13 protein-coding genes are annotated in these 13078 nt (G+C 71.5%); 7 read left to right on the top strand and 6 right to left on the bottom strand.

The annotated features are described in order from the left end of the window. Nucleotides 1-75 precede the first annotated feature (75 nt). The gene (locus tag AB0J74_RS15990; protein ID WP_363448512.1) at nucleotides 76-603 is read right to left on the bottom strand and encodes a hypothetical protein; all 528 of its coding nucleotides are present in this window, start codon (nucleotides 601-603) and stop codon (nucleotides 76-78) included. Nucleotides 604-856: 253 nt separating this feature from the next. Between AB0J74_RS15990 and AB0J74_RS15985 the strand changes: the two genes are divergently transcribed. Both AB0J74_RS15985 and AB0J74_RS15980 read left to right on the top strand, forming a co-directional pair. Continuing rightward, the gene (locus AB0J74_RS15985; protein WP_363448511.1) at nucleotides 857-1840 is read left to right on the top strand and encodes a zinc-dependent alcohol dehydrogenase family protein; all 984 of its coding nucleotides are present in this window, start codon (nucleotides 857-859) and stop codon (nucleotides 1838-1840) included. A 498-nt stretch (nucleotides 1841-2338) separates the two neighbouring features. Next, complete coding sequence (locus AB0J74_RS15980; protein WP_363448510.1) at nucleotides 2339-2704, top strand: YciI family protein; 366 nt, start codon at nucleotides 2339-2341, stop codon at nucleotides 2702-2704. 24 nt (nucleotides 2705-2728) lie between these two features. On the opposite strand, the gene AB0J74_RS15975 is transcribed toward AB0J74_RS15980, so the two are convergent. The 3 genes from AB0J74_RS15975 to AB0J74_RS15965 all read right to left on the bottom strand — a co-directional run bounded on the left by AB0J74_RS15975 (nucleotide 2729) and on the right by AB0J74_RS15965 (nucleotide 4847). Continuing rightward, nucleotides 2729-3649, bottom strand: a complete 921-nt coding sequence (locus AB0J74_RS15975) for a phosphotransferase (protein WP_363448509.1) — start codon at nucleotides 3647-3649, stop codon at nucleotides 2729-2731. Continuing rightward, on the bottom strand, nucleotides 3646-4509 hold the full coding sequence (locus tag AB0J74_RS15970) for a helix-turn-helix transcriptional regulator (RefSeq protein WP_363448508.1): 864 nt from the start codon (nucleotides 4507-4509) through the stop codon (nucleotides 3646-3648). Before AB0J74_RS15970 ends, AB0J74_RS15975 begins: the two co-directional genes overlap by 4 nt. A gap of 104 nt (nucleotides 4510-4613) precedes the next feature. After that, nucleotides 4614-4847: a DUF397 domain-containing protein gene (locus AB0J74_RS15965; protein ID WP_363448507.1), complete on the bottom strand. Its 234-nt coding sequence runs from the start codon at nucleotides 4845-4847 to the stop codon at nucleotides 4614-4616. Nucleotides 4848-5117: 270 nt separating this feature from the next. Between AB0J74_RS15965 and AB0J74_RS15960 the strand changes: the two genes are divergently transcribed. Beyond that, nucleotides 5118-6572 (top strand): GGDEF domain-containing protein, encoded by a 1455-nt coding sequence (locus AB0J74_RS15960; protein ID WP_363448506.1) that lies wholly within the window; start codon nucleotides 5118-5120, stop codon nucleotides 6570-6572. Between the two features lies 1 nt (nucleotide 6573). Here AB0J74_RS15960 and AB0J74_RS15955 read toward each other — a convergent pair whose 3' ends face one another. Next, on the bottom strand, nucleotides 6574-7569 hold the full coding sequence (locus AB0J74_RS15955; protein WP_363448505.1) for a LacI family DNA-binding transcriptional regulator: 996 nt from the start codon (nucleotides 7567-7569) through the stop codon (nucleotides 6574-6576). An 85-nt stretch (nucleotides 7570-7654) separates the two neighbouring features. Here AB0J74_RS15955 and AB0J74_RS15950 point away from each other — a divergent pair, with 85 nt between their 5' ends. Genes AB0J74_RS15950 through AB0J74_RS15935 form a run of 4 tightly spaced genes read left to right on the top strand, consistent with a single transcriptional unit; the run spans nucleotide 7655 to nucleotide 11557 of the window. Continuing rightward, nucleotides 7655-8806 (top strand): Gfo/Idh/MocA family oxidoreductase, encoded by a 1152-nt coding sequence (locus AB0J74_RS15950; protein WP_363448504.1) that lies wholly within the window; start codon nucleotides 7655-7657, stop codon nucleotides 8804-8806. Beyond that, nucleotides 8803-9930, top strand: a complete 1128-nt coding sequence (locus AB0J74_RS15945; RefSeq protein WP_363448503.1) for a DUF993 family protein — start codon at nucleotides 8803-8805, stop codon at nucleotides 9928-9930. The genes AB0J74_RS15950 and AB0J74_RS15945 overlap by 4 nt, the downstream gene beginning before the upstream one ends. Then, nucleotides 9927-10736 carry a sugar phosphate isomerase/epimerase family protein gene (locus AB0J74_RS15940; RefSeq protein ID WP_363448502.1) on the top strand — a complete coding sequence of 270 codons (810 nt, stop codon included), beginning with the start codon at nucleotides 9927-9929 and terminating at the stop codon, nucleotides 10734-10736. The genes AB0J74_RS15945 and AB0J74_RS15940 overlap by 4 nt, the downstream gene beginning before the upstream one ends. After that, on the top strand, nucleotides 10733-11557 hold the full coding sequence (locus tag AB0J74_RS15935) for a PmoA family protein (protein WP_363448501.1): 825 nt from the start codon (nucleotides 10733-10735) through the stop codon (nucleotides 11555-11557). Before AB0J74_RS15940 ends, AB0J74_RS15935 begins: the two co-directional genes overlap by 4 nt. A gap of 97 nt (nucleotides 11558-11654) precedes the next feature. On the opposite strand, the gene AB0J74_RS15930 is transcribed toward AB0J74_RS15935, so the two are convergent. Continuing rightward, nucleotides 11655-12977, bottom strand: a complete 1323-nt coding sequence (locus AB0J74_RS15930; protein ID WP_363448500.1) for a pectate lyase — start codon at nucleotides 12975-12977, stop codon at nucleotides 11655-11657. Between the last annotated feature and the right edge of the window lie 101 nt (nucleotides 12978-13078).

Genomic DNA, 13078 nt, shown 5'->3' with positions numbered 1-13078 from the left:
CCCGTCCCCGCTTTCAAGCCCGACGGGCTGAGGAGAACCGGCGACGCCGGACCAGACTGCGGCGGCCCACCCCCACTAGGAGGGAGGGCGGATGGTGGCCTTGCCGGCGAGCGCGGCCACTCCGGAGACGAAGTTGACCGCGCCGAAGTACGCCCCGTTGAGTCCGGGTGGCGTGAGCTGGCGGATGTGGTGGAACAAGGCCGTTAAGAGAGCTCCTTGCGCCAGCCCATGCAGCACGCCCGCGAGCCCGAAACCCAGTGCCAGGCCGTGGCGGATCAGCGTTGGTCGCCACAACGGGAACTGGGCGGCCGCCGCGCAGAGCGCACCGGCGGAAAGGAAGAGGGTGGTCAAGCGACCGTCGGACACGGACAGCGGCACGACAACCGCTGCCTCGGTAGTCAGCAGCGTGGCGGGGCCGCTCGCGAGGGCGAACCGCAGCAGGGCGTGGTCTTCGCGGACCACGCCGACCGCCAGGCGAGCCGGTGTGACCGCCCGCGGCGGGCCGGACGCGGCGCGACCGAGGAGCATCAACAGCGTGGCCGCGACAGCCCACGAGACGGCGGCGAGCCAGGCGACCTCTGGAAACCCGCCCGGGCTCGCCACGAGCGCAAGCCCGACGACCGGCCCCACAGCCGCGGCGCTTACTTGGCGGACCAAACCTGGCCACGCGGCAGATCGGTCCCCTGTCCGGGGTGTCGCACGTCGAGGCACTATGGGACGGGGGGCCCGCGCCGTTACCGTCCGGCACGACGCATGCCGCAGGAGCGGGCCATCCGTTCGCCCGAGCCCAGGTACGTCGGGCCGCGGGTCGGACGAGGCGACCGCTCGTCGCCCTACACACCGAAGAGGTGGCGCCATGCGTGCGGTACTGCTCAAAGAATTCGGCGGCCCATTGGTCCTGGAGGAGACGGAGACTCCCGTGCCGGGTCACGGACAGGTGCTGGTCCGCGTCACGGCCAGCGGCGTCAACCCGCTGGACACCAAGATCCGCGCCGGAAGGGCCGCACACGCCCGGAGCCAGCCGCCGGCCGTACTCGGTATGGACCTCGCCGGGGTGGTCGCGGAGGTCGGCCCGCATGTCACGGACTTCGCCGCCGGTGACGAGGTGTACGGGCTGACCGGCGGTGTCGGGGACCTCCAGGGATCGCTCGCCGAGTTCGCCGCCGTGGATACCCGGTTGCTCGCACACAAGCCGGAGTCGCTGACTCCGCGGGAGGCAGCGGCCCTGCCGCTGGCCGTCATCACCGCGTGGGAGGGGCTGGTGGACCGAGCGCGGCTCGACGCCGGCCAACGGGTGCTGGTTCATGGGGGCGCCGGCGGCGTCGGCCACGTCGCCATCCAGCTCGCCCGCGCCAGGAATGCGCAGGTTTTTGCCACCGGGTCGGCTCGGAGCCTCGCGACCATCGCGCGGCTCGGGGCGACTCCGATCGACTACACCACCACGGCAGTCGCGGACTACGTCGCTGAGCACACCGCCGGTGAGGGCTTCGACGTGGTCTTCGACAGCGTCGGCGGCTCCACTCTCGACCAGTCATTCACTGCGGTCCGTACGTACACCGGTCATGTGGTCAGCACTCTGGGCTGGGGCACCCACAGCCTCGCACCCCTGTCGTTCCGCGGAGCCAGCTATTCCGGGATCTTCACCTTGCTACCGCTGCTGACCGGCGAGGGACGCGAGCACCATAGTGAAATCCTCCGCCAAGCCGCGGCCCTGGCTGACGCGGGCGGGCTGAAACCCGTTCTCGACCCCCGGCGGTTCACCCTGGCCACGGCGACCGACGCGCACGCCACCGTCGAGAGCGGCAACACCAGTGGCAAGATCATGATCGACGTCGGTTGACGCATCCAAGGCCACGTCGGGATGGCGGACGCCACCGGCCTCGGGAGTGGCTCGCCGGGGACACGCGGGGTCGACAGCACGCGGCGTCGCGCTTCCGAGCCGGGTCATCGACCCGCTTCCCACAGCGGTGCGGCGTTGACAGGGAATCGAGAGGTCGACCAGCCTACGAGGCGTGCACGAGGCGTGGTTCTCCTTCGACCCAGGCTCCGGAGGCGTGCTCTGGATGCGAAGCGTCGAAGACCAGCGGCGCTGGGGTACTCCGGTCGACCTTGATCTGGTGCCGGTCAGCCAGCCGCTTCGGGACGAGTTGGAGCGGCTCGTCGGCTGGTATGACACCTCGCTGAACTGGGACTACCCGCCGGGATCCCGACCTCGACCGCTACCTCTCCGATCCGGGCGGCTTCCGACGGTGAGGACCAGCGTCCGATCTGGGGCGGGTCGTTCGTAGAACAGGGTGGCGGTGGCCGGACGGGGCCGCCGGGACAAGGGAGTCGATCGATGACGCGGTACCTGATCTCGTTCAATGACGGCGCGATGGATCACATCCCCGAAGAGGACTGGGGTGACGTGGGTAAGGCCGCCCACGCGGTCGTGCAGGAGACCATCGACGCCGGGGTGTTCGTGTTCGGGGCCGGGCTGCAACGGCAGCAGGCGAGCGTCGTGGGCACGGACGGGATGGTCACCGACGGGCCGTACCCGGAGACCAAAGAGGTCATCGGCGGGTTCACGGTCGTCGACGTGGCCTCGCGCGAGGAGGCTCTGGTCTGGGCCGCCAAGACCGCCGCCGCTTGTCGGTGTGCGCAGGAGGTGCGCGAGCTCATGGACGATCCAGAGACGGACGAGATGCTTCGCCGGGCGGGCTGAAGGAGTGGGCACCTAACGCGGAGGTCATGGCCGGTCGGCGGTCATGGCCCCGTCCGCGATTTGACGTTTGACCTGCCGCGTTCGGTAGCCGACGACCGGGTGGTCGGGCGAGCGGTTGCGCGGCGGCGCGAGCCAGCGCGAGAGTTGGCGGACGCCCAGCAGGATCGCGCTGCGCCGGATCGAGGCGAGGTGGCCCGCGGGCAGGGGTCGGACTCGTTGATAGCCGGCCAGCAGAGCCGGGAGTTCGGCGCGGTGGTGCAGCGCGAAGTGGCCTAGGTCGAAGAACGGCTCGGCACCGCGGATCTCGCCGAAGTCGATCAGGCCGGTGTAGCGGCCGGCCGCTTGGAAGATCTGGGTCAGGTCGAAGTCGCCGTGGCTGAGGACGGGCGCCGGGGCGGGCTCGGCGAGCAGGAGGTCTTCGACCACGGCCAACTCGGCCGCCGAGAACAGCGACGCCAACCGGCCAGGCCAGCCGGACGACGCGGCGAACGAAGCGTGGTCCGGGTAAGAGGCCCGCAGCGGCCAGCCACGACCCAGCCGCCGGACGAAACCCCAGCCGTGCACCGGAACCTGGTTGATCACCGCCAGGTCCGCACCAGCCGCCTCGACGACCGCCGGCGACGCGACGGCGGTCGACGCGCCGCCCGGCACGGCGGTCGTGACCATCGCGGACCGGCCGATGTCCTCGTCGAACGGCGATACGTGGATGACGTCGGCCACCTTCACACCGCGCAGCCGAAGCTGACGATGCAGCTCGGCATCGGTTTCCAGGTTCTCGTCCGGCTCTTCGGCGATCCGCAGGTAGAAGACCTCGTCGGCGGAGAAGACCCGGTAGACCTGCGTCGACACCCCTTCCGGGGTGCGCTCGTAGGTCACCGCGGTGCCGAAGACCCGACGCAGCAACGCCTCCAGTGCGCCTTGCGGGACGTCGGGCCTGCGGGTCATGCCGCCTTGAGGAGCTTGGCGAAGAAGTCCCGGGTCTCGGCCGGCGACAGGGCCGCCACCGTGAGCCGCTCCATGGCCTGCCGGTAACGCTCCACGTGCTCCGGCTTGTCCAGGTAGAGGGCGCTGACCAACTGCTCCACGTACACGATGTCGGGAATATCGGGGTCCGCAAAGCGCAGCATGCTGAACGCGCCGCCGTCGGCGGTGTGGGTGCCGCGGCGCAGCGGCATCACCTGGATGGTGATGTTGGGCCGCTCCCCGACCTCGAGCAGGTGCTTGAGCTGGCCCTGCATGGCGGCGCGGCCGCCGACCGGCCGCCGCAGCGCCGCCTCGTCCATCACCACCCAGTAGGTGGCGGGAGGCGTTCGCTCCAGGATCCGCTGGCGTTCGAGGCGCAGCTTGACCCGCCGGTCCACTTCGGCCGACGGCGTGTCAGGCAGGCCGGAGACCACCACGCCGCGGGTGTAGTCGGCCGTCTGCAACAGGCCCGGAACGAACTGCACCTGGTAGGCCCGGATCGTCGACGCGGCCTCCTCCAGGCCCACGTAGGTGCCGAACCAGCTCTCCAGGACATCGTCATACCGGTGCCACCACCCGTCGGAGCGGGTGTCGCGGGCCAGGGACAGCAACGGTTCGCGCTGCGACGCGTCGACAACGCCGTAGAGGGTGAGCAGGTCGGCGACGTCGCGTTCCTTGAAGCTGACCCGGCCGAGCTCCATCCGGGAGATCTTCGACGCCGAGCCCCGGACGTGGTAGCCCGCGTCCTCTCTGGACACCGCCGCCGCCTCGCGCAGGCGACGCAGGTGCGCGCCCACGACGATGCGGCGTGCTGTCGGGCCGACAGCGTCGGGGGAGGTCATATCGTTCCTCGGGTTGGGCGAGCGCCATCGACGGAATGCCGGCAAGCGTACGTGACGGCGCCGTTACCGGTCCACGTCCCGTGGGTCGTCCGACCGGTTGCCGCTCACTCGACCAGGTGGTCGAACTCGCCGTCGCGTACGCCGGCGAACATCGCGATGACCTCCCGCGGAGTGAACACCAGGGCGGGGCCGCCTGGGTCGCGGGAGTTACGCACCGCGATCGAACCGCCGGTCAGCCGGGCCAGCTCGACGCAGTCGCCCTGTGCCCCGCTGAAGCGGCTCTTCAACCAGGTCACACCGTCGAGTTCGGATGCCGCGACGCCATTTTCGATCTTCATGTCCACCTTCGACGCTCCGTGAGGGCTGTCCCCCTCCGTGGGCCGGAGCCTAATGCACGTGCATTCTCACGGGAAGATGCACGTACAGCTGCGGGCTTGGGGCCCGGAGCAAATGCACGTGCATTTGCTCTTGCGAGGCACGGGTCCAGACCGGGAAGATGTTCTATATGTACCGCGATGGTGAAGGGCTGCTCGCCGCGTAGGTCGGACAACCGGTGCGCACCACCCGCCCCCAACCAGGTCCAGCCTGCGATTCGACGTGGAGTTCCCGTGCCGAAAGCCCGGACGCCGCAGTTGCGCGGCTACGCCGCGCGACAGGCACTCCGCGCGGGCACCGTCGGTGTCGTGCTGCTGCTCGGCCTGATGGCGGCGACCGGCACCCTCGGCTCCGAACGGGTCATCCTGGCGACCATCCCGTTCGCGGCCTGCGCGGTGATCTGCCTGCTGCACGCACACAGCGGCGGTCAGCACTGTCGCGCGTGGACGGCGGCCGGCCTGGCGATGGCGGCTCTGCTCGCCGGCAACCTGCTCACCAGCCAGGGCGAGGCCATCCACACCGCGGTGGGCGACACCCTGACCGTGCTCGGTTACCTGCTTCTCTACCTGTTCGTCGCGCTGCTGTGGCGATCCGACCAGGCGGCCTTCACCGGCGCGAGTTGGCTCGACGGCATCGTGGCCACCCTGGGTATCGCGGCGCTGGCCTGCGTGGGAGGCTTCGACGACAGGCCGGCGCGGATCGGCGTACACCTGGCCGGTCTCGTGCTCTTCGTGGTGTTGATCCTGCGCGTCACCGCCGGCCGACCGCGCCTGGACCGCACGCAGGCCCTCGTGGTGGCCGCCTTCGGCGCGGCGTGCGTCACCGACGGCATGCGAACGCTCAACCACCTCACCGACACGTTCACCGAGCACGCCTACCTGGTCGTGCTGTCGCTCGCGCTGCCGACCCTGCTGGCGTTCGCGCCCACACCCGAGCCGACCGCCGCCAAGTCGACGACGCCGCCCGTCGTGAGCTGGCAGACGCTGGCCGTGCCCGCGTTCTTCTCGGTCAGCAGCCTGCTGCTGCTGACCATCGGCCAGTCGGCCGCCCTACCGATGCTGAGCAGTTCCCTGGCCGCGGCGTGCGTCCTCGCCGTTTTCGCCCGGGCCGGCCTGACTTTCAAGGAGCTACGCGACTTGCGCGACGTCTACCAGCAGGCCCGCACCGACGACCTGACCGGCCTGCCCAACCGCCGGGCGCTCTACGAACACCTCGACGGCCTGTGCGCGAGCGGCACCCCTGGCTCGCTGCTCCTGCTCGACCTCGACGGCTTCAAAGAGGTCAACGACAGCGTCGGCCACGCGGCCGGCGACCAGGTCCTGGTGCAGACCGCCGACCGGATCCGCAACGTGCTCACCCCCAGCCAGGTGCTGGCCCGCCTCGGCGGCGACGAGTTCGCGATCTCGCTGCCGGCCGCCTCGCTCACCGAGGCCATCGAACTGGCCTGGCGCATCCATCTCGCGGTCACCTGCCCGTCGCAGGTCGCCGACACCCAGATCCGCCTCGGGGTCAGCATCGGCGTCACCGGCTCGCACCTGACCGAGGCCAGATCGGGCGAACTGCTTCGAACGGCAGACATCGCGATGTACGCGGCCAAGCGCCAGGGTGGCGGCGTCGCGCCCTACAAGGAACCCGCTGCCGCCACGCCGGCCCGCCGCCTCGACCCGCATCTGAGCCCGCTGGCCTGAATCACCGGGGTGGGAAGGTGCTTTCCCGTTGGATCAGTTCCGCGGGTATGCGCTCCACGCGGGGCTCCGGCGACGGCGCCGCGAGGGCCAGCGACATGGCCAGCGCGCCCATGTCTGACAGCGGCAGCCGGATCGTGGTCAGAGCCGGCGTCACGTCGCGGGCGATCGGCATGTCGTCGAAGCCGATCACGCTGATCCGGCGGTCGACGCCGCGCAGGTGGGCCAGCGCGCCCACCGCCATCGAGTCGTTCAGCGCGGCGATCGCCGTCACCCGGGGATGGGCCGCCAGCAGGGCCGCCGTCGCCGACTCGCCGCTGTCGCGGTCGAAGTCGGCGTAGACGACCTTCGGGGGTGGGCGGCGGTGGGTGCGGGCGGCGCGGCGCAGGCCGGCCAGGCGGTCGGTCGTGGTGGTCAGGTTGCGCGGGCCGGCGATCACCGCGATCTCGCGATGGCCCAGCGTGTAGAGGTGCTCCCCCGCCAGGTAGCCGCCGGGCTCGTTGTCGGGGACGACCGCGTCGCCGGTGCGGGCGTGGCGGCCGATCACCGCCACGCGGCCGCCGCCGAGTTCGTAGGCGCGCAGGGTGCCGCGCAGCGAGCGGGCGAAGACCGGGTCGTGGTAGCCGGAACCGGCCAGCACCATGGCCGCCACCTGATGGCCGCGGAGCAGTTCGACATAGTCGAGTTCGCGGGCGGGGTCACGGTAGGAGTTGCAGATGATGACCAGCCGGCCGTCGGCCGTGGCGACCCGCTGCAGGCCCCGGGTGATCTCGGCGAAATAGGGGTCGGAGACGTCGTGCACGATGACGCCGACGGCGGTGCGTTCGGAGCGGGCCAGCAGCCGGGCGTGTGCGTTGGGCACGTAGTGCAGGTCGACGACCGCCGCCTCGACGCGGTCGCGCAGGGCCGCGCTGACCGGCTTGCTGCTGCCGTTGATGATGCGGGAGGCGGTCGCGGTCGAGACGCCCGCGCGCCGCGCGACGTCGTCCAGCGTGGCCACCCCTAGATCGTAAGGGAAAGCCCTTGCCTCGGCCCATGCCGCTCGCTTACCTTTCCCAGGAAAGCGCTTACCTGGGAGGTTGGTCGTGGACCGCAAGACGATCGGGATCGTCCTGGGCGGAGTGACCGGGCGGATGGGCTACCGCCAGCACCTGGTCCGCTCGCTGCTGGCGATCCGCGAAGCCGGCGGCCTGCCGCTGCGCGACGGCTCGTTGCTCTGGCCCGAGCCGGTGCTGGTGGGGCGCGACGACGCGAAGCTGCGGGCCATCGCCCAGCGGCACGGCCTGACCGAGTGGACCACCGACCTGGGCGCCGCGCTGGCCCGGCCCGACGTGGAGATCTACTTCGACGCGCAGGTGACCAACGCCCGCGAGAAGGCGATCCGGGCGGCGGTGGCGGCCGGCAAGCACATCTACACGGAGAAGCCCACCGCCGGCGACCTGGCCGGCGCGGTCGAGCTGGCCAAGCTGGCCGACGCGGCCGGCGTCAAGCACGGCGTCGTGCAGGACAAGCTCTTCCTGCCCGGGCTGCGCAAGCTCGACCGGCTGGTCAAGGGCGGCTTCTTCGGGCGCATCCTGAGCGTACGCGGAGAGTTCGGCTACTGGGTCTTCGAAGGCGACTGGCAACCGGCCCAGCGCCCCTCCTGGAACTACCGCACGGCCGACGGCGGTGGCATCACCGTCGACATGTTCCCGCACTGGCACTACCTGCTCGAGCAGATCTTCGCCCCGGTCCGGGCCGTCACCGCTCACGTCACCACCCACATCCCGCGCCGGTGGGACGAGGCCGGCCGGCCCTACGAGGCGACCGCCGACGACGCGGCCTACGGCATCTTCGAGCTCGACGGCGGCATCGTCGCCCAGGTCAACTCCTCCTGGGCGGTCCGGGTCTACCGCGACGAGCTGGTCGAGTTCCAGGTCGACGGCACCGAGGGCAGCGCCGTCGCCGGGTTGCGCGACTGCCGGGTGCAGCACCGGTCGATGACCCCCAAACCGGTGTGGAACCCCGACCTGCCGGCCACCGAGCGGTTTCGCGAGCAGTGGCAGGTCGTGCCCGACAACGAGGAGTTCCGCAACGGCTTCCTGGAGCAGTGGGAGCTGTTCCTGCGACACGTCGTCGAAGACGCGCCCTACTCCTGGGACCTCTGGGCCGGCGCCCGCGGCGTGCAGCTCGCCGAACTGGGCCGGCGGTCGGCGCGCGAGGGCCGCCGGTTCGCGGTGCCGGAGCTGGAGGCATGACCTCCGTCGTCCTGCCCGACGGCGAGTTCCGGTTCAGCGGCGCCGGCGCGGCCTACGCGACGCCCGGCCCGCCGTTCACCAGTCGGGTCGCCTACGCGGCCGCGCACGTCGTGGCCGATCCGCGGGCCGACAACGGCCCGGGCGCCCCCGCCGCCGTCGACTGGGAGGCCACCCTGGCGTTCCGGCACCACCTGTGGACACACGGGTTCGGCGTCGCCGAGGCGATGGACACCGCACAGCGCGGCATGGGCCTGGACTACACCGCGACCCGGGAGCTGGTCCGGCGCAGCGCGCGCGAGGCGACCGGGCCGATCGTCGCCGGCGTCGCCACCGACCAGCTCCCGCCCGGCCCGGCCACCCTCGACGAGGTCCGCGAGGCATACGCCGAGCAGCTCGCCCACGTCCAGGCCGCCGGCGCGACGCCGGTGCTGATGTGCAGCCGCCACCTGGCCGCCGCCGCCCGGCACGCCGACGACTACCTCGACGTCTACGGCGGGCTCATCGGCCAGGCCGACACCCCGGTCGTGCTGCACTGGCTCGGCGAGATGTTCGACCCGGCGCTGGCGGGCTACTGGGGTGCCGAGCCGGCCGAAACGGTGCTGACGCTGATCCGGACGCACCGCGACAAGGTCGACGGCATCAAGGTGTCATTGCTCGACGAGTCCTTCGAGGTCGACCTGCGCAACCGCCTGCCCGCGGGCGTGCGGCTCTACACCGGCGACGACTTCCACTATCCGCGGCTCATCAAGGGCGACGGCACCGGCCACTCCGACGCGCTGCTCGGCATCTTCGCCGCGATCGCGGCACCGGCGGCCGCGGCCCTGCGCGCGCTCGACGCGGGCGACGAGCACGCGTTCGACGAGATCCTCGCGCCGACCGTGCCGCTAGCCCGGCACGTCTTCGGCCCGCCGACCTTCTACTACAAGACCGGCATCGTCTTCCTGGCCTGGCTGGCCGGCCACCAGAGCCACTTCACGATGGTCGGCGGCCTGCAGAGCGGCCGGTCGCCGCGACACCTGGCCACGTTGATCAGGCTCGCCGACGCCGCCGGGCTGCTCCCCGACGCCGACCTGGCCGCGTTCCGCGCGCGGGCCTGGCTGACCACGGTGGGAGTGGCGCAATGACCGAGCGGTTCGCCCTCAACTCGGCCACCACGAAGCACTGGCCGCTGCCCGACCTGGTCGCCGGCTGCGTCCGCGCGGGCGTGCGGGGCGTGGGCCTCTGGCGCGAGGAGACCGCCGCGTTCGGTCTGGACAAAACCGCTTCCCTCGTACGCGACGCGGGCCTCGCCGTCACCTCGCTGTGCCGCGGCGGTTTCTTCAACCAGCCCGGTTGGCACGACGACAACCGGCGCGCCATCGACGAGGCGGCCGCCCTCGGCGCACCCGCCCTGGTGCTTGTCTCCGGCGGCCTCCCAGCCGGCAGTCGCGACCTCGACGGCGCCCGGGCCCACGTGAGCGACGCGATCGGCCGGCTGGTTCCACATGCCCAGGCGTCCGGCGTACGCCTGGCGCTGGAGCCCTTGCATCCCATGTTCGCCGCCGACCGCTGCGTGGTCTCCACCCTCGGCCAAGCCCTCGACCTGGTCGCACCGCACCCGGTCGACGCGGCCGGTGTGGTTGTCGACACCTACCACCTGTGGTGGGACGACCAGGTCTGGGCGCAGATCGAGCGGGCCGGCCGGGAGAGCCGGATCGCGTGCTTCCAGGTCGCTGACTGGGTCACCCCGCTGCCGGCCGGCGTGCTGCTCGGCCGCGGGCTGCCGGGCGACGGATGTGTCGACAACCGCCGCTTCCGGCGCGCGGTCGACGCCGCCGGCTACACCGGGCCGGTCGAGGTCGAGGTGTTCTCCGCCGAGGTGTGGGCCCGACCGGGCGACGAGGTGCTCGACGCGGCGCTGCGCGGCTACCGGGAAACGGTGGCCGGATGACGGCGCTCACCGTCGGCGGGGTGACCGTCGCGTCCTATGTGGTCGATCCGGCGGTCGGGCCGACCCAGGGCCCCCGGCCCTACCTGCACCCGGTGCGGACGCTGAGCGGCACGCCGGTCACCGACGTCGCGCCCGACGACCACGTCTGGCATCTCGGCGTCTCGGTGGCGATGCAGGACGTGGCCGGCAGCAACCTCTGGGGCGGCCGCACCTACGTCCGCGACCGCGGCTACACCTGGCTCGACGACCACGGCGCGATCGTGCACACCGGCTGGCTGCCGGCCGGCGACGGGGTCGCCGAGCGGCTGGAGTGGCGCGACCGGGACGGCCGGGTGCTGCTACACGAGGAACGGCGCATGACCGCCGCGACCGCCGCCCGCGGCTGGGAGCTCTCGTTCGCCTACACGCTGACCGCCGAGCAGCCGATCGCGCTGGGCAGCCCGGCCACCAACGGCCGGCCCGACGGCGCGGGCTACGGCGGATTCTTCTGGCGGGCGGCGCCGGGCGAGGCGCGCACGTTCACCGCCGACGCCGAGGGCGAGGAGGAGGTCAACGGCAGTGCGGCGCCGTGGCTGGCGTTGACCGGTCCCGGACCCTACACGCTGGTGTTCCGGGGGCTCGCCGGCGACGACCGGTGGTTCGTGCGCACCGGGATCTATCCCGGGGTATGCGCCGCGCTCGCGTTCGACCATCCGCTCACAGTCACGCCGTCGACGCCGGTCGTCCGGCGGTTGACGGTGCTGGTGGCCGACGGGGTGCTCACCCGAACGGAGGTGGCGGACGCCGTCCGGCGCCCGCCACCGCGGGCTCTCAGGGGTTGATCCGGCCCGCGCCGGCCCCCGCGGTCACGCTCGACCACGGGCCGGGGTGTGACCCCGGCCCCGGCGGTCAGGAGCGCTCTGACCGCCGCCCCCGGATTTAGACCGGCAGCCGGCGCGCGCCCGCGCACAGTTCGACAACGAGCGCGGCGGCCGGTGCGGGCAGGACGGGACCGGCCCGCAGCGTGGGCGTCCACCCGGCGTCTGCGGCGATGTCGGGGTCGTGGACCGCGTTGTAGGCCGCGAGCACATCGGCCGGCCGCGGCAGCGAGCGCCCGGCGCGTACCCACGTGCCCTTCTCGGTCAGTGCCGTGCCACCCCAGTCGAAGACGATCGCGTCGGGCGCGACACCGACGCCCAGCGCGAAATAGTTGTTCTCCGCGTAGATGGCCGACTGCACGCCGACACCCCAGCTGTATTCGTAGGGGTCGTCGGCCGGCACCCGGTAGAGGTTGTTGTAGACGTCGACCTGGCCGAACCGCACCCGCGGCGCGCGCTGCACCGAGCCGTCGAACTCGTTGTGGTGCACGGTCACCTTGAGCGCGCCGACGTCGACGCCCGGGGTGTTGGTCGACCCGATCAGCATCGTCTTGTCGTGGTTGGTGAACCGGTTGTAGGACACCGTCACGAAGTTGCTGCCGTTGGTGATGTCGGTCTGCCCGTCATGCACCTGGTAGGGCCGGCCGAAATGCAGCGGCTGCGCCGAGTCCGGGTTGTCGGCGTCGGTGAACGTGTTGTGGTCGACCCAGACGTGTCGCGAGTTGCGCACCCAGATGTTGTCGTACGCCGCGTTCCAGTTGCCGCTCTCGCCGTCGGTCGGCGACCAGACCGGGAAGCAGTCCCGCGCGTCCTCGTGGGTGATGTTCCGGATGATCACGTTGGCACTGCCGTCGAGGCGCAGGAAGATCCCGTTGAGCGTGGCACCGCGGCTGCCGATGATGGTCTTGTTGGAGCCGACGTTGACCCGCACCCGGGCGCTCTGGTTGGCGGCCGAGCGTGCCCGCGCTTCCTCGAGCGGGCCGCTGGGCGCCACACGGCCCCAGACCACCGGATCATAAGCGGCGAGAAAAGCGTCCAGCGAGTACGCCGGGTCAGCGAACTGCGCGCACGAAAGCGGCGCACCGTTCGCGTCGGCATTTCCGCGAATGGTGCCGCGGACGATGACGATCGCCGGCGTCGTGCCGGCCACGGCGGCCGCGAGTTCGTCGCGGTCGTCGACGTAGAAGACGTTTTCCGGCGTGGCCGCGGCACCGCCGGTCGTGCCGGCGCCCTCGGCGGCCCAACCATCGTCGGCGGGCAGGGCCTGGCGCGCGAGCCGCTCCATGGCCGAGCCCGTGAGCGGCACGGATGCCGCGGCGGCGGGTGCCGCCAGGGCCACCAGCATCGCGCCGGCGACGACGGCGGCGAGACTTCGAAATCGCATTGAGACACTCCGTTTCGCAACCTGTACAGCTATTACGAAACATAGGTATCCGTCATTACAAGTGTCAATGCAGTCGATGTGCAGTTTAGTTGCAGTAAATT

The organism is Asanoa sp. NPDC049573, from assembly GCF_040676615.1.
In the GTDB taxonomy this organism is placed as follows: domain Bacteria; phylum Actinomycetota; class Actinomycetes; order Mycobacteriales; family Micromonosporaceae; genus Asanoa.
This window is presented reverse-complemented; position numbering and strand designations above follow the sequence as displayed.

Coding starts and splice junctions, on each gene's coding strand:
- AB0J74_RS15985 (WP_363448511.1), top strand. CDS start 857: ATGCGTGCGGTACTGCTCAAAGAATTCGGCGGCCCATTGGTCCTGGAG.
- AB0J74_RS15980 (WP_363448510.1), top strand. CDS start 2,339: ATGACGCGGTACCTGATCTCGTTCAATGACGGCGCGATGGATCACATC.
- AB0J74_RS15975 (WP_363448509.1), bottom strand. CDS start 3,649: ATGACCCGCAGGCCCGACGTCCCGCAAGGCGCACTGGAGGCGTTGCTG.
- AB0J74_RS15970 (WP_363448508.1), bottom strand. CDS start 4,509: ATGACCTCCCCCGACGCTGTCGGCCCGACAGCACGCCGCATCGTCGTG.
- AB0J74_RS15965 (WP_363448507.1), bottom strand. CDS start 4,847: ATGAAGATCGAAAATGGCGTCGCGGCATCCGAACTCGACGGTGTGACC.
- AB0J74_RS15945 (WP_363448503.1), top strand. CDS start 8,803: ATGACCTCCGTCGTCCTGCCCGACGGCGAGTTCCGGTTCAGCGGCGCC.
- AB0J74_RS15940 (WP_363448502.1), top strand. CDS start 9,927: ATGACCGAGCGGTTCGCCCTCAACTCGGCCACCACGAAGCACTGGCCG.
- AB0J74_RS15935 (WP_363448501.1), top strand. CDS start 10,733: ATGACGGCGCTCACCGTCGGCGGGGTGACCGTCGCGTCCTATGTGGTC.
- AB0J74_RS15930 (WP_363448500.1), bottom strand. CDS start 12,977: ATGCGATTTCGAAGTCTCGCCGCCGTCGTCGCCGGCGCGATGCTGGTG.